This is a genomic window from Bacillus aerolatus, assembly GCF_009183655.1.
In the GTDB taxonomy this organism is placed as follows: domain Bacteria; phylum Bacillota; class Bacilli; order Bacillales; family Domibacillaceae; genus Pseudobacillus; species Pseudobacillus aerolatus.
On the sequence record NZ_WEIO01000006.1, the window covers coordinates 129,463 to 150,674 of the forward strand.

At 40.0% G+C, this 21,212-nt stretch carries 22 protein-coding genes, 1 tRNA gene and 2 pseudogenes; 6 read left to right on the forward strand and 19 right to left on the reverse strand.

The window, feature by feature from the left end; translation table 11 throughout:
• Both sbnA and F9802_RS11635 read right to left on the reverse strand, forming a co-directional pair.
• The gene (gene sbnA / locus F9802_RS11630) at positions 1 to 1,002 is read right to left on the reverse strand and encodes a 2,3-diaminopropionate biosynthesis protein SbnA (RefSeq protein WP_152152120.1); all 1,002 of its coding nucleotides are present in this window, start codon (positions 1,000 to 1,002) and stop codon (positions 1 to 3) included.
• 631 nt (positions 1,003 to 1,633) lie between these two features.
• On the reverse strand, positions 1,634 to 3,562 hold the full coding sequence (locus F9802_RS11635; protein ID WP_152152121.1) for an ATP-dependent DNA helicase: 1,929 nt from the start codon (positions 3,560 to 3,562) through the stop codon (positions 1,634 to 1,636).
• 493 nt (positions 3,563 to 4,055) lie between these two features.
• Between F9802_RS11635 and F9802_RS11640 the strand changes: the two genes are divergently transcribed.
• Together F9802_RS11640 and F9802_RS11645 are read left to right on the forward strand one after the other, a co-directional pair.
• Complete coding sequence (locus tag F9802_RS11640; protein ID WP_152152123.1) at positions 4,056 to 4,763, forward strand: AzlC family ABC transporter permease; 708 nt, start codon at positions 4,056 to 4,058, stop codon at positions 4,761 to 4,763.
• Complete coding sequence (locus tag F9802_RS11645; protein ID WP_152152125.1) at positions 4,760 to 5,086, forward strand: AzlD domain-containing protein; 327 nt, start codon at positions 4,760 to 4,762, stop codon at positions 5,084 to 5,086. The genes F9802_RS11640 and F9802_RS11645 overlap by 4 nt, the downstream gene beginning before the upstream one ends.
• A gap of 48 nt (positions 5,087 to 5,134) precedes the next feature.
• Here F9802_RS11645 and F9802_RS11650 read toward each other — a convergent pair.
• A tRNA-Gln gene (locus F9802_RS11650) sits at positions 5,135 to 5,209 on the reverse strand.
• 45 nt (positions 5,210 to 5,254) lie between these two features.
• Complete coding sequence (locus tag F9802_RS11655; RefSeq protein ID WP_191991909.1) at positions 5,255 to 5,536, reverse strand: hypothetical protein; 282 nt, start codon at positions 5,534 to 5,536, stop codon at positions 5,255 to 5,257.
• Positions 5,537 to 5,929: 393 nt separating this feature from the next.
• On the opposite strand from F9802_RS11655, the pseudogene F9802_RS11660 reads away from it, so the two are divergent.
• Positions 5,930 to 6,112 (forward strand): annotated as a pseudogene (locus F9802_RS11660) (IS4 family transposase); the annotation flags it as partial.
• Between the two features lie 211 nt (positions 6,113 to 6,323).
• Here F9802_RS11660 and F9802_RS11665 read toward each other — a convergent pair.
• The 3 genes from F9802_RS11665 to F9802_RS11675 form a co-directional block, all read right to left on the reverse strand.
• Positions 6,324 to 6,533: a hypothetical protein gene (locus tag F9802_RS11665; protein ID WP_028395991.1), complete on the reverse strand. Its 210-nt coding sequence runs from the start codon at positions 6,531 to 6,533 to the stop codon at positions 6,324 to 6,326.
• Positions 6,534 to 6,791: 258 nt separating this feature from the next.
• Positions 6,792 to 8,015 carry an MFS transporter gene (locus tag F9802_RS11670; protein ID WP_152152126.1) on the reverse strand — a complete coding sequence of 408 codons (1,224 nt, stop codon included), beginning with the start codon at positions 8,013 to 8,015 and terminating at the stop codon, positions 6,792 to 6,794.
• A gap of 282 nt (positions 8,016 to 8,297) precedes the next feature.
• Complete coding sequence (locus F9802_RS11675; RefSeq protein WP_152152129.1) at positions 8,298 to 8,441, reverse strand: YrzI family small protein; 144 nt, start codon at positions 8,439 to 8,441, stop codon at positions 8,298 to 8,300.
• 460 nt (positions 8,442 to 8,901) lie between these two features.
• Here F9802_RS11675 and F9802_RS11680 point away from each other — a divergent pair, with 460 nt between their 5' ends.
• Positions 8,902 to 9,564, forward strand: coding sequence for a GntR family transcriptional regulator (locus F9802_RS11680; protein ID WP_152152131.1), 663 nt, complete (start codon positions 8,902 to 8,904; stop codon positions 9,562 to 9,564).
• Between the two features lie 311 nt (positions 9,565 to 9,875).
• Here F9802_RS11680 and F9802_RS11685 read toward each other — a convergent pair whose 3' ends face one another.
• The 8 genes and pseudogenes from F9802_RS11685 to F9802_RS11720 form a co-directional block, all read right to left on the reverse strand.
• Positions 9,876 to 10,250: a PH domain-containing protein gene (locus F9802_RS11685; protein WP_152152281.1), complete on the reverse strand. Its 375-nt coding sequence runs from the start codon at positions 10,248 to 10,250 to the stop codon at positions 9,876 to 9,878.
• Positions 10,251 to 10,296: 46 nt separating this feature from the next.
• Complete coding sequence (locus F9802_RS11690) at positions 10,297 to 10,599, reverse strand: helix-turn-helix domain-containing protein (protein WP_263862305.1); 303 nt, start codon at positions 10,597 to 10,599, stop codon at positions 10,297 to 10,299.
• A 203-nt stretch (positions 10,600 to 10,802) separates the two neighbouring features.
• A complete protein-coding gene (locus tag F9802_RS11695) occupies positions 10,803 to 11,663 on the reverse strand; it encodes a DUF421 domain-containing protein (protein ID WP_152152135.1) in 861 nt (286 codons plus the stop codon).
• A 16-nt stretch (positions 11,664 to 11,679) separates the two neighbouring features.
• Entirely contained in the window at positions 11,680 to 11,886 is a 207-nt protein-coding gene (locus tag F9802_RS11700) for a DUF1657 domain-containing protein (RefSeq protein WP_152152137.1), read from the reverse strand.
• Between the two features lie 12 nt (positions 11,887 to 11,898).
• Complete coding sequence (gene spoVAD / locus F9802_RS11705) at positions 11,899 to 12,903, reverse strand: stage V sporulation protein AD (protein ID WP_152152139.1); 1,005 nt, start codon at positions 12,901 to 12,903, stop codon at positions 11,899 to 11,901.
• Between the two features lie 70 nt (positions 12,904 to 12,973).
• Positions 12,974 to 13,180 (reverse strand): DUF1657 domain-containing protein, encoded by a 207-nt coding sequence (locus tag F9802_RS11710; RefSeq protein WP_152152283.1) that lies wholly within the window; start codon positions 13,178 to 13,180, stop codon positions 12,974 to 12,976.
• 259 nt (positions 13,181 to 13,439) lie between these two features.
• Positions 13,440 to 13,637, reverse strand: a pseudogene (locus F9802_RS11715) (DUF1657 domain-containing protein).
• Between the two features lie 124 nt (positions 13,638 to 13,761).
• A complete protein-coding gene (locus F9802_RS11720; RefSeq protein ID WP_152152141.1) occupies positions 13,762 to 15,192 on the reverse strand; it encodes a phospholipase D family protein in 1,431 nt (476 codons plus the stop codon).
• Between the two features lie 239 nt (positions 15,193 to 15,431).
• Between F9802_RS11720 and F9802_RS11725 the strand changes: the two genes are divergently transcribed.
• A complete protein-coding gene (locus tag F9802_RS11725) occupies positions 15,432 to 16,604 on the forward strand; it encodes an LL-diaminopimelate aminotransferase (protein WP_225435314.1) in 1,173 nt (390 codons plus the stop codon).
• Positions 16,605 to 16,647: 43 nt separating this feature from the next.
• On the opposite strand, the gene F9802_RS11730 is transcribed toward F9802_RS11725, so the two are convergent.
• Positions 16,648 to 16,923 (reverse strand): YkvA family protein, encoded by a 276-nt coding sequence (locus tag F9802_RS11730; RefSeq protein ID WP_152152143.1) that lies wholly within the window; start codon positions 16,921 to 16,923, stop codon positions 16,648 to 16,650.
• 242 nt (positions 16,924 to 17,165) lie between these two features.
• Between F9802_RS11730 and F9802_RS11735 the strand changes: the two genes are divergently transcribed.
• Entirely contained in the window at positions 17,166 to 18,521 is a 1,356-nt protein-coding gene (locus F9802_RS11735) for a TrkH family potassium uptake protein (RefSeq protein WP_152152145.1), read from the forward strand.
• Positions 18,522 to 18,842: 321 nt separating this feature from the next.
• On the opposite strand, the gene F9802_RS11740 is transcribed toward F9802_RS11735, so the two are convergent.
• The 3 genes from F9802_RS11740 to bioB all read right to left on the reverse strand — a co-directional run bounded on the left by F9802_RS11740 (position 18,843) and on the right by bioB (position 21,061).
• On the reverse strand, positions 18,843 to 19,490 hold the full coding sequence (locus tag F9802_RS11740; protein WP_152152287.1) for an LrgB family protein: 648 nt from the start codon (positions 19,488 to 19,490) through the stop codon (positions 18,843 to 18,845).
• A 13-nt stretch (positions 19,491 to 19,503) separates the two neighbouring features.
• Positions 19,504 to 19,908 carry a CidA/LrgA family protein gene (locus F9802_RS11745; RefSeq protein WP_152152147.1) on the reverse strand — a complete coding sequence of 135 codons (405 nt, stop codon included), beginning with the start codon at positions 19,906 to 19,908 and terminating at the stop codon, positions 19,504 to 19,506.
• Positions 19,909 to 20,059: 151 nt separating this feature from the next.
• Complete coding sequence (gene bioB / locus F9802_RS11750) at positions 20,060 to 21,061, reverse strand: biotin synthase BioB (RefSeq protein WP_152152149.1); 1,002 nt, start codon at positions 21,059 to 21,061, stop codon at positions 20,060 to 20,062.
• Positions 21,062 to 21,212: the final 151 nt, after the last annotated feature.

Consider the following 21,212-nt stretch of genomic DNA (forward strand, 5'->3'; position numbering starts at 1 on the left):
TTAATTTGTAATATAATTCTGTGATACCTTTTGTACCCAATCCTCGTTATAAACGCTATCCAAGTATCGCTCTCCTCGATCAGGCAAAATAGTTACGACACGAGAGGAAGCTGGTAATGCAGGAATAATTTTTTTTAGAGCCGCAATAATGGAGCCTGAGGATCCTCCAGCAAAAATTCCTTCTTTCCCAAGTAAATCCCGGCATCCCTGAACCGATTCCATATCGTTAACATAGATGACCTGATCAATTTCCTCCTGATTCAACAGCTCTGGAACGCGGCTGGATCCGATGCCAGGGAGTTCTCTTGCTGCTGGAGGCGCTCCAAAAATAACCGAGCCTGCCGCATCAACTGCAATCACTTTAACATTAGGATGGTCTTGACGAATCCGGCGTGCGCAGCCAAGAATACTTCCAGTCGTGCTAACGGCCGCAATCAAATAATCAATTGGTTTATTGGTTTGCTTAATAATTTCTTCTGCCGTGTCATAATAATAAGCCTGCCAATTTCGTTCATTTGCGTATTGATTAATCCAATAGGCTTCTGGAATAGTGTTTAACAGTTCTTGTACACGTTTAATCCGCGTTTTTAAATATCCTCCCTGATCATCTGGTGTATCTACCATCTCAACTCGAGCACCTAAGAGCTTTAAAATATTTAAATTAGCTTTGGTGATTTTGGGATCAACCACAGGTGTAAAAGGTAAATCATAAGCTTTACATACCATGGCCAAGGCAACTCCAAAATTCCCGGAAGTACTTTCAATGATGTGAGAATTTCTATGTATTAAACCGTCACGGAGTCCTTGCTCAATGATAAATCTTGCTGAGCGGTCTTTCATGCTGCCGCCCGGATTCATCATTTCGAGTTTGGCCAAAACTTCTATATTGTTTTTCGTAAAAAGTCGGTTTAGCTGGACCAATGGTGTATTGCCTATACACGACACAATAGAATTGGCAATTCCTTCACGTTTAACAAAACGTTGATTCAAAAGCTCAATCATTAAAAATCCTCCTCTTTAATCAATAATGAAAATCATTTTCAATTACATAATAAAAGATAATGAGAATCATTGTCAATGAAAGCTGGATAATCAGGAAATAACACCCATAAAGTGAATAAAATAAGAGAAATACTAGCAAACCCTCCTTTTTATCCCCTTCTAAAGACTCTCCTTTCAATGAGGGATCCTGCCAACAAAACACGGGAAACATACGCTAAGCAAATTTGGACATGAAAAAAACCGATGATTCCTATGTTAAGGAATCATCGGCTTTTATTAATAGAAGAAACTCGTCAAAATGAAGAGATAAACCTTACGCAGTTAAAACAAAGGTAGATCTGGAAGATATGAGTCCCTTATTTTACGCTCTATACAATGAGAAATTTGAAGCGGTTGAATCAGGATAAAATACATGTTTATCTGGATAGAGTGAAATTGTTTTAGTTTTCCGTTAATAAGTTATTTCAATCCTCTTTTCACATGCTGAGAGAGGCTCTGTGTTGCATCGAGAAGGAATAATAACGTACTTACCCCCTTCTAGATACAAATTTTGAGTTTGTTTTAAACCTCTATTCTATGAAGGGGCATCCTAATCCCGAACACTTCAAAAATATAAGTTATATGTGACTTTTTATTTTCCAACCGCGACCTTGACCGGCAATATACTCTTGACTAATTCGATTACTTCTGGCTTTTCATTTTCCTTCATCAATATGTGGACGATCCCTTTATCCTCATGTGTTCGAATTAATCTGCCGATGCCTTGCCTTAAACGCAAAATCATATATGGCAAATCAACTTCATTGAAAGGATCTTTCACCCCTTCACGCTTAGCGGTAAAGACAGGATCGTGAGGAGGATATGGCAGGGAAAAGAGAATCACATTTTCCAGCGCCTTTCCCGGAATGTCCAGACCTTCCCATAGATGGACCGAACAGAGAACTGAATGTTCCTCATTTTGAAAGCTGGATACTAACGTGCTAATTTCAGCATCTCCTTCAAAATAGACGGAGAGGTTCGTTTTCCCATTGATATACTTTTTGAAGCTGGCAAGTTCATCTTTATTTGTAAATAATACTAACGCTTTACCCTCTGATTTTTCAATCTGTTCATGGACATATTGCATTTTGGCATCCGCGTCTTCTTTTTGAAACTTCGGCATGGTAATAGCCATATTTTCCTCATAATCAAATGGAGAGGAAACGGAAAAGGAAAGATAGTTGTCAATCCCAAGACTTTTGGCCATATAATCAAATGATTTATTCTCTGATAGAGTGGCAGATGAGAATATGAATGGTTTCTTTTGTGAAAAGACCTCTTCTCTCATAATATCTTCAACCATTCGCGGCATAATAACGAGAGTTCTTTCCTCATAGTTTTCTTCAAACCAAGTAATTCCTTTTAATTCTTTTAGGAATAACGACAAAGAATAGGAAATTTGTTCTAAATATTCTTCAACTATATTTAAATCATAGTCATTGATGACGTACATTTCACTTTCTATCACGAGCTCTTCTTCAAGAGAATTAATTAATCCAAGCAAAAATTTCCCTTCTTTGATAACAGTCGCTGTTTTATTGATCGTTCTTTTCTCTGACCCTTCAGTTGCTGAAGAAGCTTCCGTTAATGCGTGAAAAAATCGCTCGTTTTGAACGATGGCATCGTCAATAATATTTAATGTTTTTTCCCTTACATCATTTGTCATCAGCCTTGTTAAAATAGATTCAAGGATTTTCTCAGTAAATCTGTACGTCAAAGCTTTTTGAGAAGCGTATTCTAATAAATGACCTTCATCAAACACAACACATGAACTTTCAGGCAATAAGGGCAACTGGCCTTCGCGCTTTCTTGATTCCTTTGTCCATATATGCTCCATGTAGAAATCATGAGAACAGATGATGATATCCTTTGCGTTTCGGTAGTAATCTCTGTTTAGTGTTTGGCCGCAGCGGTGCCGCTTTTCACATGTAAAACAGTCCTGAAAAGCATCCCATGCAACATTCCCCCATTTTTCATCCGTTAATTCCGGGTAGTCCTTCCGATCGCCATAGCGTTCGAACATTTGCATCGAAGATCCGGTATGAACAAATTCAGGCAGTTGGTCATAAATCGGGTTATAAGCATCCATGTCCTCACTTGCAACAAGCTTATCAAGCTTATTCAAACATAAATATTGATCTCTTGACTTCGCGAGCCTTACATCGATATTCAGTCCTAAAGCATTCTCAAGTTTGGCAATGTCACCCTCCTTTTTCACAAGCTGCTCAATGAGAGTCTCATCTGCACACGCGATGATCGCTGGCTTGTTTATGTAACGTGCATAAGCAATCGCATAGAGTAAATAGACAATGGTTTTCCCTGTCCCAACCCCTGCCTCCGCGAAAATAACCTTCTTTTCTTTAAATGCCTTTTCAACCTGAAAAGCCATAAAGATTTGTTCATCGCGCATTTCAAAACCTGCCTCAGGTAATATATCGTAAAAAACATCTCCGATCCACTCGCTCAACTTTTCGAAAAAAGATTCGCTTTTGGATAATGAAAATGGCATTCGGCTTTGCATATTATCCCCCCGTCCAAAGAAAAAATTAAAACGCCTAAAAAGAAAAGCGGAAGCGCCTTCGGAACAATCAAAAAACAGATTGTTCCTGCGGAGTTCATTCTAAAGAGCTTTCCTTAGTGGATCCCCCACAAGAAGCACAAGACGAGCCAATTCACAGAAAGGTGTTCTTTACCTTTCTGTGAATTGGCTCGTAATCGACGAATAAAAAAGATTTTTTATTCCCTCGAGTGGAAGGCGCTGAAGCTAGACAAATTAGTAGACGCTTATTTTCATAACTGTATCATTATTCCTTCATAATTAAACAAAAGACCATCAATCATTTTATCTTATAATTAGGGAATGTTCAACTTCTCTGAAAAAAATTTCAATTGATGCGTAAAGTAAGCTGACGATAAAGGCTAATAATAGTGTAGTGATAAAGCTTTTTAATTTGACTTTTCATTTTTTAAAGTAAATGTATACTTATACTATATATAGTAAGGAGGGGAAATAGGTGGAAACAGCGGCAAAGGAGGAATTATCTTTTCTCCAAGGTATTAAGGATTGTGTACCGACTTTGTTAGGATACATAAGCATTGGTTTTGCGGCCGGAATGATCGGGGTTGCTTCAGGTTTGACTGTTTTGGAAATTGCTTTCATGTCAATTTTCGTTTACGCCGGGGCCGCGCAATTTATTATTTGCGGAATGCTGGCAACAGCGAGTCCCGCATCAGCTATTATTTTTACTACTTTTATCGTAAATTTACGCCATTTTTTATTAAGTGCTACTTTAGCCCCTCACTTTACCAAGTATTCAGTGTGGAAAAACGCAGGAATTGGAGCACTTGTCACAGATGAGTCATTTGGCGTGGCTGCCGGGAGAATATTCAACAACAAACCAATCAATGACCGCTGGATGAATGGATTAAACTTAACGGCCTATATTACATGGATTGCTTCCTGTGTCGTAGGAGCAGTACTCGGCAAATGGGTATCAGAACCCGAAAAATTCGGGCTGGATTTTGCCTTAACGGCGATGTTTGCTGCTCTGTTAATTTTACAGATGGAAAGCGTGAAAGCATCGAAGCTAAAACATTATGTAATGTTAATTTTATTGATGGTTGCAGCTATGTATATTCTTTCTTTTTTTGTTTCGGTGGATTTGGCTGTTATATTTGCAACGGTTATAGTGGCAACGGTTGGTGTGGTGACAGATAAATGAGTGTAAATATCACAATTCTTCTCATTATCATCGGTTGTGCGGTTGTTACACTTATACCCCGACTGGCCCCTTTTCTCATCGTCCGCAATATAAAGCTGCCTGAAGCTGTGATGAAATGGCTGTCATTTATTCCTGTTTGTATTTTGACAGCCTTAATCGTTGGAAGTGTGATTGAAAGCGGAGACGATAGTTTTCCAGGGATTAACTGGCAAGTGTTATTTGCTTTAATTCCAACCTTGGTCATCGCAATCTGGACAAAAAGTCTATTGATAACGGTTATTTTCGGCATTATTGTGATGGCGGTTTTGCGAAACTTTATGTAAAAGCAATCAGTAGAAATTATATGAAGGGTTCTGCCCCATTAGAAATAATGGCTGGGCTAGCTGGATTTGAACCAACGCATCACGGAGTCAAAGTCCGTTGCCTTACCGCTTGGCTATAGCCCAATAAAGCTCCCTTCTTAAAAAAGGGAGGCTCATTTTATATCGTTATTATTGTTGCTGATTTTGCTGAGCAGCTTGTTGTTGGCTTTGCTGAACAGACTGTTGTGCCTGTTGTAATTGCTGTTGGGCTTGCTGTAACTGCTGATTTTGCTCAGCCGTAGCTTGACTTTGGACTTGTTGCATTTGTTGTTGAGCTTGTTGCATTTGTTGTTGAGCTTGTTGCAACTGCTGTGGGTTTGCACTAGCTTGTGCTTGTTGTACAGCCTGCTGTGCTTGTTGTACTGCAGACATAGCTTGTTGTATTTGTTGTTGTTGATTTTGTTGTGCCAATTGAATGACCTCCTGTACAGGTTTTAGTGTTGTTGAGGAGTTTAAAAACTCAACCTTCTTAAAATGTGTCAGATGTCTCCTGTATATTCATCTTTTTTTGTTTTTTTTCTTAATAAATTGGTTGGCGATTTTCATTCTCTTTCATTTTATTAAAGATTGACAACGAATTCTTATAAGTGGGTACCTGCCAAAAAACGCAGAAAACATACGCTAAGACAATTTTCAAATGAGAAAAGCCGACGATTCCTATACTAAGGAATTGTCGGCTTTTATTTTTTTATTGGATAAAGGGGTCCTGCCGCATGCCCATCAAGCTAACGAAACACATTTCCCCCAAAAATGAAAAAAACGTTATTCTTTCAGAAAAATACTCGAAAAGGATGACGTTTTTTTATGAACCTCTCGCTTTCTGAAGAATTACATCTATTCTCATAAGAATTACAACGCTTTCTATCTCCAATTGTCTTACAAAAAATCGCTAAACAAGTTGGTTTTGTTCAACGATCGAGTAAGTATCAAGCAGACGAATTCATCGCCCTTTGGGTTTGGCTCAGCCAAGAAGTCGCGAGTACATCGTAATGCCCCCAAGTTACCAACCATTGAACGGTTTATAGATCCCACTAAATTAACTGTTGGATTTTCTTTATTAACTTGGTTTTGTTTTTTCTCTTGTTCTTCTCCCGTATTCACCAATTTATCCCCTATACATACCCCTTATGGATTGTATAATTGCTCCTATAAAATAAAAATAGTGCCAACTTCTATTTAATAGAAATCGGCACTTCGTTTAGCGTGACGCTTTTGGCGGTTGGCACACGTCACATTTACGTTGGTTATTATTTTTAAATTTCGTAAATGTTTTTTCAAAATTGCTACCACATGCACATTTAAATAGTAACTTTTGAGAAAAACCGTGATATTCCGTCGTTAGTAACTTACTTTCCGAATTGTTCTCAACAAACTCTTTAATTTTACCGATTGTCCATCTTTTATTCATTCTCTTACACCTCCATATTTTATCACTAGGCGGAGGCTTTTCTTGGCATCCGTTCAATTATGAGAAAAAGTCGTAATTATCCTAAGTTTCTCATTATAACATAAGCTGACACACAATTAAACAGATCGTTATTTTGAACGCGTACTAGGTCATTTCAAACTGTCGTAGCATATTCGATCTATCTGGGGCAGGGTCAGGAAAATGCGGATTTACAACGCTAAAAAAGTTTCACCCCATAAAAAAAGTCGATTTCAAGCTCTATTCGTTTTTTGTTTGCAATTCACGAACTTTTTGATCGCCCGGGAGCCAAAGCGCGCTGATACCGAGAAGTGGCAGCAAGCTTGCAAGAATCATAATAAATTTCAAGCCGATGCTGTCTGCGAGTACACCAAGAACAACGGAGCCAATGGCCCCCATTCCAAATGCCAGGCCGACAATTAAGCCGGATGCCATTCCGACCTTATTAGGAAGCAGTTCTTGAGCGTACACCACTGCTACACTAAAGCTCGACAGCAAGATAAAACCGATCAACAAAAAGAGCGGAAGGACGGCAGCGAGAGGAACGTATGGCAGAATGGCCGCAAGTGGTGCTGCTCCCAGCATTGAAAAGACGAGCAGGTTTTTCCGTCCAAAGCGGTCAGCAAGCGGTCCTCCGAGAAACGTACCTGCGACACCGGCAGCTAAGTATACAAATAAATATAATTGCGCTTGTTTGATCGATAGTCCGTAATCTTCAATTAAATAAAACTGATAAAAATTTGTTATTGCTGCTGCATACCAGGAGCGTGCAAAAACAAAAAAGATTAATAGTATCATCGCCCATTTGACTCGTGCATGCAATTTGTTTTTGCCGGAAGCTGTAAGTTGTTTTTTTCTTGCTGATTGAATAGACAGTCTTTGTTTATACCAGGCAGATACTTTTGTAAGTAATATGGCGCCGCCCGCAGTAACCGCGGCAAACAGCAAGGATCCTTTTTGACCAAGAGGTACGAAAATAAATGCCGTAAAGATTGGCGCAAGAGATTGTCCTCCGTTCCCGCCCATTTGATAAATAGACTGGGCAAGGCCTCGCTTTTGCCCGGCTGCCATAAAGGCAACCCTTGACCCTTCCGGATGAAAGACGGCGGATCCTAAACCAATAAATAAAACCGCAAGCAGCAGAAAGGAAAAACTGGGTGACAATCCAAAAGCGATCACACCGATCATAGATAGGCCCATTCCAACGGGCAGTAAGTAAGGCTGCGGTTTCCGATCCGCTGCTGCCCCAAATACGGGTTGCATAACTGATGATGTCATATTTAAAACGAAAGCGATCCAGCCAAGCTGCGCATAAGATAAATCGAGAGAACGTTCAATGATTGGAAACATCGCTGGGACAACAGATTGGATAGAATCATTAATAAAGTGACCGGCACTAATGGCAAATAAGATGCTGTAGGTGGTAGCCTGCCGCAATTCTGCCTTTTTTGCTGTGTTTGACATGTAATTTTCATTCCCATTCAAAAGTAATATGTAAGCTATTTTGTTTTATGCATGACGGGCAAGGTCTTTTAAAATAGCAAGTAATAAGAGCAATATGTAAGCAAAAGCCCCCGCTCATTAAAAGTTTGCGGGGGCAGGTCCAATGACTGTTACATTCATTTATTCCTATTCCTAGTCGGCTTCACTAGGCAGAGTCCTTCAAAACAAAGAGTGCATTCAGTAATTTCACTTCGGTTGGCAATAAGAAAATCATAAAACATTCCCCTTTCGAATTCATTTTTTTTAGAAAAAGTTTCTCAAGTGTTCTTGCTGTTTCATGTGCATTTCTTCATACATTTTTTTAACACGCTCGTTATGAAAATAATCTTCCACACTTTTTTTACGCTTTTTAATGGTGATAATGACAAATATTAAGTTGATCGTCATCTGGTCTCACCTCCCTTCAGAAAGCATCATATGCTTCTGCCTCTTGGAAGTTAATGTGAAAGCTGACCAGTTCATGAACGCGCGGTTGAGAAATACTTTGCACTTATGTTGTTAATTATATCCATAATGAAAGAGGAAAAACAAGATTTTTTTGGAATTTTGCAAAAAAAGAATGCCGGTCATCTGGTATTCTTTTTACGGCTGCAGGAGACTGGCCGACAAATGCAAATAGTATAAACTAAGATATATTTTCGAAGGTGAAACCTTGATTTTTCTATGCTAAGGGGAAATTCAAGATTGTTTTTATATTATCAATGTGTGACGCAATTATTTGTCAAAGGATAGTGTGTTCCTTCATAATTTCAGTGTACAATATATTGTATTTACTATTGGAATTCCTTATCCTTTATAATGTACTATAAAAGAGTTACACAAAATGAGTACAGGGTGGTGAATTGTAATGCCGGTACCTACTAATCATTCGAAACCGATACGTACATCTGCAAAAGAAAGTGCATTCAACCAACTTCAGCAATGGATTATAGACGGGACATTACATCCGGGTGAAAAACTGAACGATACGGAACTTGCCAAAGCGTTAGGCGTTAGCAGGACACCAGTTCGTGAGTCGTTGCAATTGCTTGAAGCACAGGGCTTCGTAAAGATGTATCCAGGAAAAGCTACTCAAGTGACCGAAGTAGAAAAGGAATCTATTAATGATCTCCTTCCTCCACTTGCCGCGTTGCAGGCGCTTTCCGCCGAACTGGCCATTCCCTATTTAACGAAAGAGGTTATTTCATTGCTCGAAAGTACGAATGAGCGATTTGCTGAAGCAGTCCGCTTAGAAAATTATTTTTCTGCACTGAAAATTGATGAAGAATTTCATCAAATCATCGTCGACACCGCGAAAAATCCGTATATTCTTACGATGGTTGCAGCACTGCAAGCACACGTTAGAAGATTATTTTTCCATAATTCGATTGTCTTAACAGAAAAATCGATAGATGAGCATACTGCAATTATTAGATTAATGAAAGAATGCGACGCTAGGAGCGTTTCCGCCATTATGCGGGAAAACTGGCTCCGTGCCATTGATGAATTTTATTCAAGAAAGTCTGAATGAACATAAAAGCCGGTTCCCTCTATGAATGAAGAAACCGGCTTTTATTGATGTCTGATTTTAAAACTGAATTTCTAGAATGTGTTTTTGAATAGCTTTATGCAATATATTAATAAAATTTTTGGGGGATTTTGAAAACCCAAAATATCCATCCTGCAGCTAAAGTTTACAAGATGGATATTCGTTCATCATATTTCGGCTGAATTTTATCTCCACTTTGATATGGAGTTTTCTCTATATTCCAATAATAAACAAAAATAATATAGATGATGTCTGCATATAGTCAAAGCTTCTGCAAATCTTGAGAAATCACGTCACAAAATATAGGCGGCAAGCGCCCGCTGTACATCAAATATGCTGTCGTCTTTTCGAAACTGCTTGGCAATCGGATTTTCCCTTCCTGAAATCCAAATTAACAACTCAGCTTCCAAATCGAATGTGCCGGCAGTTTGTACACTGAAATGAGTGATGCTGCGGTATGGAACAGAGTGGTACTCAATTCGTTTCCCGGTGACGCCTTGCTTATCAATAAAAATGAGCCGTCTATTGCTGAACACGATTAAGTCTCTTAAAATCTGAAAAGCTTTTTCAATTTTCTCTCCTTCAGAAAGAATTTGTTCAAGTGTTTTTTCGACTTTCTCAATATTTGCTTCTGTCGCATTGCCAATCAAACCGTCAAACAACCCCATTACATCACCCTTTTCTCTTTTTTCTACCTTCAACCCGTGAAGTTGTTTAATACACATCCTCCAGAGCTTTTCTTAGCAGACCCATACTTCGGTCAAGATCCGTCTTCACTTGTTTTTTATAGAGCTTGGCTTTTTCATAGTCATCAAATTGATAGATAACGACTTCTTTATATTTTGCGCCTTCCTGCAGCTTTTTATGTCTCTTTAAAATACCGTCATCAATCAGTTCATGAAGAGACCGATAAATTTCTGAATGGTTTGGTTCATAGCCGAATTGTTTAAACGTCATTTTTAATTCATCCATAGCCTGCATGCCATACAGCTTATTTTCTTCGACGAAACGAATCATAAAAAGTTTTAAAAATGCTCGTTGTTTAATCAAAAATTTCCCCTCACCTCTTGCCAAAACTCTCACCTCTTCTTTGTTTAGCTGCTTGGTTATAGTCTTTATATTTATTTTAACAAAAACATAAGTAAATCACTAGTTATATGTTGATTTTGAATTTTGCACAGTATGTAACTTAAAATAAAAGACATCGATTGCGATGTCCCTCAGTTTAATAAATATGGTTTTGCTTGTTGGATTACTTTGTTGATATCTGCCGCGTTTTTTTCGTACATCTTTTTCGTTTCTTGGCAGTCCGTCGATAAAGCGAAAGCCTCCATATCGGCTGCAAACTTTTTTAAGTTGGCCAACAGCAGCGGTCTTTCCTGCGGAGCAGCTGGCTGTAGTTGGTCATCATATAAATCTACGTACAATTCTCCATATGAGTTCACTTGACCCAAAAATACATTTTCGATCGTTACGCCTGCCACTTCTAATTCTTCATTGAGCCATTCTTTCGTTTTCCCACTTTTAGAAAGCGCGTCTACCAACAGGCGCCCATCCATAATGATCGTATGCGGTTCTTTTTCATTGATCGGCATAAGTTGCAGGTCACTTCTCGTCAGCGGTCGTTTATCTTTTTTCAACAAAGTATTTAAACTGCCATCTTGTTCAAGTATGGCATATTCCACATCTTGAACAGAAAAAATACCTTTTTTACGAAGCAAGGATAACATTTCATCAATCGTATACTTTTCTTTTTTCAAATTTTCTTCAAAAATTTTCCCGTCTTTGATGAATACCGCTCCATTGCCTTCCACTATCCCGCGAAATGATTTACTTTTCAGCGCGATATAACCAGCCAAGAGCGGCACGAGACCCCATACTATAATAGCGACAAACGCATCTAAAATGGGGCGGTCTCTAGCCATGGACACTTCGGCGGCAATGCTGCCGATGGTGATACCTGCAATATATTCGAAAAAGGACAGCTGTGAAATTTGCCTTTTGCCAATTATTTTCGTAATGATGAATAATATAAGCAGAAAAGAAACGGAACGGAGCATTACTTCCAGCCATTGAGCCATGTGTTCGCCCCCCTAGTTAAAACCCTTCATATTGTGGTTCTTCATTTTCCAGCTCGAAAATTCGTTTGTTCATTTGTTCAATTACTTCATGAATGGTAAGCATGCTTTCATGGAAAAGTTGCTGAGCATCTGGATCGCTGGATAACAGCGCCATTTTTGAAAATACAGCTTCCGCATGCTTTAACCCAGCTGTGCACGTTTTTACATCAGATGCAACTGTCATCGTTTTCTCCTTTTAATGTTTATATTCAATAGCAACTGCATGGGCAATGCAGGGAATGGATTCATTTTGCTGGAAGGAAAGCGGAGACAGCAAAGCGCCGGTCGCCACTAACAGTATTCTTTTTAGCTCCCCTTTTTTCATGCGGTTTAGCAAATGCCCATAGCCAACTACCGCTGAACAGCCGGCACCGCTCGCTCCTGCAAAAACAGGCTGGCTGTCTTTGTAAATCATTAGTCCGCAATCTTGAAACTGGCTGTCAGCTAACGGAATGCCCCTCTTTTGAATTAACTCAAGGGCGATGCTGCGGCCGATTGATCCTAAATCTCCCGTGACGATTAAATCGTAATGAGACGGCTCTAGCTTCAATGAAGTTAAATGAGCTATTATCGTATCGGCTGCTGCCGGAGCCATGGCCCCTCCCATGTTAAACGGATCTGTCAATCCCATGTCAATCACTTTTCCAATAGTGGCTGACAAAACATAAGGGCCATCTCCTGCTTGAGCAACGACCGCTGCGCCGGCGCCTGTCACCGTCCACTGAGCTGTTGGCGGTTTCTGACCACCATATTCTGTGGGATATCTGAACTGCTTTTCAACTGCCGCATTGTGGCTTGACGCAGCAGTTAACACGAAGTTAGCCATTTTGCTATTAATAAGCAGCGAACTAAGTGCGAGCCCTTCCATTGATGTAGAGCAGGCTCCAAATAATCCGAGGTAAGGTATGGCAAGTGACCTGGCAGCAAAGCTCGTTGGCGTAATTTGATTGATCAAATCACCGCCAAGGAAAAATTCAATATCCTGCTTTTTCAGCCTCGCTTTTTCCACTGCTCTCATCGTTGCTTCTTCTACAAGTTTTCTATGGGCCTTTTCATACGATTCTTGCTCTAGCCAAAGATCACCGTGCAAAACGTCAAAATCATCCGCTATGCGACCGTTGCCTTCAAATGGACCTCCAACTACTCCGGTGGAAATAATGACCGGCTTATTTTCAAAAATCCATGTCCGCTGTTTCTCCATGCTTTCACCTCCAGCAGCTTTATTTAATATTTATTTCCTTTTGAATTTTGCACATAGTGTTATTTTAAACTTAACTGTTTTTATATTGAGGTTCTTCGTTTTCCACTTCAGTTACACGCGGTTGCAGCGTATCAATAACTAATTGAGTTTGCTGTGCAGCTGTTTGGAATAGCTGCTTTGCTTTTTCGTTGTCTGTAGCGAGACTAAAACCTTCCAGACTTGCCTGCGCGCTTTTTAAGCCGGTCATTGTTTGTTTAAGATCACTAATTACTGTCATCATTTGTTCCTCCTTTTATTGAAGTCTTTTATAGCATGGTTTTTTTGAAAAAAATTATTTTAGCAATTTTTTCAAGAAAAAAACATGCCGATAAGCATGCCTTTTCTTGAGCCTTTAACAAGTTGTTAAGTGAAGTAGTTTTTGCAGTGTATAAATACTTTTTTTATCCCACTGTTTTTTGCCGTATTTTTTATAGTCAGCTAACAGCTTTATTTGATAAAGTTTAATTTTGAATTTTGCACATAATGTTATTTTAAAACTAACTGTTTTTATATTGAGGTTCTTCGTTTTCCACCTCAGTTACACGCGGTTGCAGCGTATCAATAACTAATTGAGTTTGCTGTGCAGTTGTTTGAAATCGTTGTTTCGCTTGTTGGTTATCACTGGCAAAGGAGAAGCCTTCCAAGTTGGTCTCCGCACTTTTTCATCCTGACATTGTTTGTTTAAAATCACTCATTACTGTAACCGTTTGTTCCTCCTTATTATTGAAATTGTTTATAGCATGGTTTTTTGAGAAAATTATTTCAGCAATTTTTTTCAAAAGAAAAAGCATGCCAATGGGCATGCTTTTTCTTGAGGCTTTAATAAGTTGTTAAGTGAAGCAACTTTTGCAATGTGTATACGCCTCGTTTGATTCCCGCTGTTTTTTCGTCATGCTCTTTATAACTAGTTGTATATTCTGCCCCATGGTTCTTCCACATTTTATGAAAATACTGTTCCGTTTCTTTAATCGCCCTGGTAGAATGAGGACCTTTTATTTTCACATTCGTTTCTAAATTAAAATTGTTTAAATTTCTTGATGTGTAATTGGCTGATCCGCTAATAATCACTCCGCTGTTCTTTTTCTTCACATACATCATTTTCGTATGGAATTGTTCAGGCATCGGAGCAAACCAGCGTATGTTTATTTTCCCTTTGGAATCCTCGATTAGTTCTTCACTCATCGGAATATTTGGCAAACCGGTCTTTTTCTTACCAAACGAGTTTTTATTCGTATCTAAAATGATATTAATTTGAACACCACTATTAGCTGCTTTAGTCAACGAATCGATTATATCACGGTCAGCTAAATAAAACATAGTAATCCAGATTTCTTCGCCTTTTTTCGCTTCTGTGATTTCCTGCCTCAACGCTTTTTGTATTTTTCCTTCTGTCAACAACTGAACTTGCACGTCACCCTTTCCTGTTTTCTGTTTTATTGGATCAGGAAAGGCGATGTCACGGCGGGTATCAGCCGCTGCTTTTTCGGAAATCAGCAAATCATTGACTAAAGCCTCTTTCACTTCATAAGCTGTATTGGCAAAATAGGCGCTTGCATCATGAGGATTACCGGAACTAATAAGCGTTGTTTTTTCTGTCGTAATCGTTTTCCGGTGATTTGCTTTCACATTAAACAGTTTTAAATAAGAACGGACAGTCATATCGGGTGCCGTTTCCACGAGTCCATTCGGCAGCCAGCCTTTTCCTTCGTCACCAAACCATTGAAAAAACATGCGCCAAATCGCATTATAAATCGGCATAGAATCTCGCAGAGGCTCTACATTCGTTAATATGACTTCCACGCCATTTTTCTTTAGTTTTTCGAATTCCGGTGTTGAATGAGAGTTGTAAGAAGTGTTGACTTCATCGGAAATGAAAATAATTTCAATATCGGGGTTTGTCCTTTTTTTGTCGATGAGTGCTTCTGTCAGTTTTTTGGAGATCTCGGGAAACTCTTTCTTTTTTTCATGGTAGGAATTGAAGAGAAAAAAGTCCAATACAATAAATTGTTCAGCTTCATCGATAATTTCCAACGTTCTCTGAAAGGTTTGTTCGGTAAATTCTTTTTTCCTTTCTTTGTTTCCAGTTAAATTGTAATAAAAACTCACTTGATCTTCCGATACCCGGTAAACGGGACTTTCATATGAAATGTTTTTTGGAAGCGGCTTGTAAACGTGAAAAAGCATTGTCACAACATACACACTTAATATAATAATCGCAAATAGCCGCTTTTTCATAATATTTTTTCCCATGGCTTGCCTCCCTTTTCTCGTAAAGAACTTATTCCCGCTTTTACTTGAAGAGAAACAGCCAACATTTTATTCTTATTTCAATTTTTTCCACAGCTTTTTATGAACATTTTGGAAACATACTAGAGAACGGTGACAAGTAAGTTTCTCCATATTTAGTTTTTGAAACATTTTAAATTCCCTTCCTATTCTGTATGCTACAATTATTTTTATACAATACAGTTTAACAGGAGGAATTCATCTTGGCGTTTCACTATTCAAAGCGAATGAACAAGTTCGGTCCATCTATATTCAGCGAGTTAAAGTCTTTTAAACAGCAAAAAGAAGCAGAAGGAAAAAGAATAATCGACCTAAGTCTCGGCAGTCCTGATCTCCCGCCGGCTGATGTTGTGCGCAATGAGCTGGCTGCCCTCGCTGCAGACCCTGCTCAATATGGCTATACTCTGTCAGGTACAAAAGCATTTTATGAAGCAGTTTCAAAGTATTATGACCGCGTATACGGAGTTTCTTTAAATCCAAATACAGAAATTATTCATGCCATGGGTTCTCAGGAAGGGCTCGTCCATTTGCCGCTCGTATTTGCCGATCCCGGAGATATTGTACTTGTCACAGATCCAGGCTATACAGCTTACGAAACAGGCCTTGCGGTAGCTGGAGCGGAAGCCTATTATATGCCCCTCCTAAAGGAAAATCATTTTTTGCCTGATTTAACAGCCATTCCAGCTGACATCGCTAAAAAGGCAAGATTAATGATATTAAACTATCCCGGCAACCCCGTCGCCGGGCAAGCGGACGAATCATTTTTCAAAAAAGTCATCGCATTCGCTAAAAAATATCAGATTGCTGTCCTTCATGATGCAGCTTATTCAGAATTTTATTATGATGATTCCGAGCCTCTAAGCTTTTTAGCAGTTCCCGGAGCGAAAGAAGTTGGCATAGAAATTAACTCTCTTTCAAAAAGTTTCAGCTTGGCGGGTGCTAGGATCGCCTACATTGCCGGCAACAGTGAAATAATAGCGATGATTACCCGATTAAAGTCCAATCTTGATTACGGTGTTTTTGCTCCTATTCAATCCGCTGCCATTACAGCTTTTAATCATGCGGAAGAGATTGGCCGACATGTTCGAGCCACCTTTCAGCGCCGGCGGGACATCTTCATAAACGAACTTGATAAGATCGGCTGGAAAGTAGATCGTCCGTCAGGCGGCATGTTTATATGGGCCGAAATTCCAGCGGGCTGGACGTCTAAAGAGTTTGCCTTTCATTGTATCGAAGAAGCAGGAGTTGTCATGGTTCCTGGTTCGGCATTCGGTGCGACCGGAGAAGGCTACGTACGCATCGCTCTCGTTCAGTCAGAAGACATGCTCGTTGAAGCAGCAAAGAGATTACAAACTGTCTTTTCTGCCGTTCTATAATAAAACCGCCCTGTGCCAAATGTACTTGGCTGCAGGGCAGTTCTTATATCATCTTATGCTTTTCTTTCATGGAGTGCGGCGCCATCTTTACAATTTGCTGAAGAACAAACGTAAAAACAGCGATATCATCAAGCAAGCCAATGATGGCAAAAAAATCTGGAATCAAGTCAAGTGGCAGAAAGAAATAGCCGATTATTAACCCGATAGAAAGCATTTTATTTACTAAAGCCACTTCCTTGCTTAAAAAGAAATCTTTTAAAAAAGGAATGGATCTTCTAAAGGTAAAAACGAATTTTATCCGTTTCCACATCTTCCGCATGTCTTGTCCCCCTTTAGTGAACGGATACATACATATACGAAGTTCATTTCATTTAGTTTCACCTATTGTCGAAAAAAGTACGAAAATAACTTTTTCATTAAATCGCTGTCTGCTTTAAAGACTTTTCTCTTTTTCGCGAAAAGATTTTAAATCGCACACCTTTTATATATAATAAGAGGTATGTTTTTGGCGATGATAATACCGGGCAGCCATTCTGCTGGAAAAGTTGAGAGGTAGATGTTATGAAAGAGTCTAGAAAAGAGAAATCGTTGAAGCTGTCGACTTTTCAATTAATCGTGATGCTATATTTAATAGGGGCACTGTTTTCTACCGGCTTGCTGCTCTTGCCGATCGCACATAAGCCGGGAGTCGATATATCTGTAATTGATGCCATGTTTGTTGCAGTCAGCGCCCTAAGTGTCACTGGGTTATCACCAGTCGGTCTCGTTGACACGTTCAATACGGTTGGCTATGTCTTTATTTTATGTATTTTGCAAGTTGGCGGGGTCGGAATTATGACTCTAAGTTCAATCATTTGGCTGCTCGTTGGAAAAAAAATCGGCATGCGGGAACGGCAGCTGATTATGGCAGATCAAAATCGGACTGATTTAGCTGGGCTCGTTAGACTGATGAGAGAAATATTTTTGCTTATTCTCGGAATCGAAGCAGTCGGCGCCATCATTTTAAGTACGTATTTTCTGCAATTTTACCCAACAACTTCCGAAGCCTTTTTGCACGGGTTGTTTGCGTCTGTGAGTGCGACGACTAATGGCGGCTTTGACATAACCGGCCAATCCCTGATCATTTATGCCGATGATTATTTTGTGCAATTTATTAACATGATACTGATTGTACTCGGAGCAATCGGCTTTCCAGTATTAGTGGAAATTAAAGATTATTTAACGTACAGAGGACCGATTAAATTCCATTTTTCCTTATTTACGAAGCTGACAACGACGGTGTATGCGATTTTAGCGGTGCTTGGAACCGCATTGATTTATTTGCTCGACAAGAATCATTTTTTCGCGGATAAAACGTGGCATGAATCTTTTTTTTATTCTGCTTTCCAATCGATCGCAGCCCGCAGTGCCGGCTTAACCACGTTGGATTTGAACGAATTTTCTGTCGCTACACTGCTTGTCATTTCTACCTTGATGTTTATCGGAGCTTCTCCAAGCAGTGTGGGCGGCGGGCTCCGGACAACGACTTTTGCAATCGCAATCTTAAGTGTGTATTTCTATGCGAGGGGGAAAAATACAATCAAAATTTTTAATCGGGAAATTCACCCCATCGATGTGCGGCGTTCGTTCGTGGTCATCACTACAGGGTTTTTCATCTGGGGCGGGTCGATTATTTTCCTTTCTTTTTTAGAACCGGAATTGCCAATCGTAAAAATCATATTTGAAGTGTCTTCCGCATTTGGAACAACCGGTTCTTCACTTGGGATAACAGCCGATTTAAGCACGCCGGCTAAAGTGCTCCTTATTACATTGATGTTTATCGGAAGGATCGGCTTATTCTCTTTGCTCTTTATTATTCGCGGCAAAGAAATCAAAGACAGCTACAAGTTCCCGAAAGAACGAATTTTAATTGGATAAGAACAAATGCGAAAGCGCCTCGATCAGCCTTAGGCAGAAATGTTAGTTCCTCAATGTCTAGCTGCGCCTCCTTGGGGCTCGAGGTCATATGTCAGTCTGACTGCATGGCTGAAAAACACCATTTCGTCAGCCTGTCATATGCTTGTCGCCCCAGAGCAGTCGGCTCCGCTTTTCGACTTCATTGAGGAAAAGTTATTTGACCTCGAGGGGCTAGGTGCTGGAGCTGGACGTAGACCCGCTCCATTAGCAACGTTATCCACCATACGATTATTTCGCCCCCCAAATAATGTAAAAAGGCATCGCTCAAAAAGCGGTGCCTTTTTAGTATAAAAGCGGAAACAGCCACGGCATGATAAAAGAAGTAAGAATAGCGGCAAATCCCATCGCTGCTCCCGACACAGCCCCTTGAAGCCGGCCTTCTGCTACTGCCTGCGCTGTACCAATTCCATGCGCTGTCGTACCTATAGATAAGCCGCGCGAAAAAGGATCGGTGACTTTCATCACCGTTAACAGCCACGGCCCGAACATAGCGCCGAACATTCCGGCCACCATGACGAAAATGGCCGACAAGGCCGGATCGCCGCCAATGATAAGAGCCACTTCAATGGCTACGGGAGTGGTGACCGATTTAACGGCGGCGGATGCAGCCATTGTTTCAGACAAATGAAAAGCTTTGACGAGCCAGACGGCAGATACAACTGTAGCGAACGTGCCCGCTGTCAGCCCCGCAAACGCAGGAACCACCTTTTTTAACAATACATGGCGATTATGATAAAGTGGAACGGCCAGTGCCACAGTAGCAGGGCCAAGCAAATAAGTCATTACTTCTTTTGCAGGTGTGTATTCTTCATAAGAAATGCCGCCTAGTACTAGAATAAGAATAATAGCAGCTGTACTTAAGAACACAGGCGTCGTTAAAGGAGAAGGAAAACGGACAGCGAGAAGACGGGCAATGAAATAAACAATCATTGTCAGTACAATACTAAAGAGAGTGACGCTGTTCACCGACAGATCCCTCCTCTTCTTTTTTCAGGCTTTTAGCGGAAACGAATTGTGCAAGTCCACCAGTGACCGCCATACCAATCATCGAACTGCCAAATAACACAACGGCAAGAGCCAGGCCGCTTTCTTTCAATAAATGAGAATATGTCATCAAGCCAACTGCAATCGGCACAAAGAAAAAGGCTAAATGCTTATTTAAAAACGAGGCCCCTGTTTCGATCCATTGTATTTTAATGATTTTCGTCGAAAGCAAAATGAATAAAATCAGCATGCCGAGAACATTTCCGGGTATAGGCAAATGAAGAAAGTCTGCAATGATCAAGCCGAGCTGATAGATGAGCCACAAAAAAAGAAGTTGAGCCAAAAATAGACATCCTTCTTTCATAAGCGCCCCCCTTTCCATATGGATAGCTGTATAAAAATAACTTATATATATAATAGTATCATTAGTTTGAATAGTGATTCAATTGAATTTCACCGTTCAAGTTAATGATATTTTATAAACAAAACACCCGCTCGATGAACGGGTGTTTTAATCATATAACAGGCTGTTGTTCTTTTTCTGAAGCAAACTCTACTTCAAAACCCATCTCTTCAATCATTTTGTGATCAGCTGTCGTCTCTTGTCCAGCTGTTGTTAAATAATCCCCTACGAATATGGAGTTAGCCGGATAAAGGCCTAACGGCTGAAGTGAACCTAAATTTACTTCCCGGCCTCCTGATATCCGGATTTCTTTCGTCGGATTAATAAAGCGGAACAAGCAAAGCACTTTTAAACAATAGCGCGGGTCGAGCTCATCTGTTCCTTCCAGCGGAGTTCCGTCTATGGCATGCAAGAAGTTCACCGGGATTGAATCAGCATCAAGCGCTTTTAAACTGCGGGCCATGGAAACGACGTCCTCTTTTTGTTCTTTCATTCCAATAATGACGCCGGAACAAGGAGAAATTCCTGAAGCTTTAGCGATATTGACCGTTTCGACTCTATCATTGTATGTATGAGTTGTCGTAATTTGTTCATGGTGGCTTGCTGATGTATTGAGATTGTGATTGTAACGGTCGACACCAGCAGCTTTCAGTCTGGCTGCTTGTTCAGGTTTTAACAGACCAAGACACGCACATACTTTCAACTTGTATTTATCCTTAATTTCTTTGACCGCTTCAGTCACATGCTCTATTTCTTTGTTGCTTGGACCCCGTCCGCTTGCTACGATGCAATATGTACCTGCCTGCAATTCATAGGCCCGCTTCGCTCCTTGCAAAATAGATTCCTTATCGACCATCCGGTATTTTTCAATAGGTGCGGTTGAACGGATAGACTGGGAACAGTAGCCGCAGTTCTCAGGGCAAAGTCCCGATTTTGTGTTAATAATCATATTAAGTTTTACTTTGTTTCCGTAATATTGGCTTCGCACTTTATAAGCTGCCTGCAGCAGTCCCAGCAGCTCGTCATCCGGGCTGTTTAATACGGCCAGTGCCTGTTCATCACTTAGTTCTTCCCCATTTAACACTTTTTCCGCTAATTTGTCCCAACTTGTCATTTGTCTCTCCCCTTTAGCTAATTTCCTCTGCTTCCTCTTTAAGGATAAAAGATAAACACTTTTTAAGTCAACCTATTTTTAAATAAAGTTTACATAAAAACTAGTTATACACAAGGTAAAAACAGTCTTTCTCACTTTTTCGATCATTTGA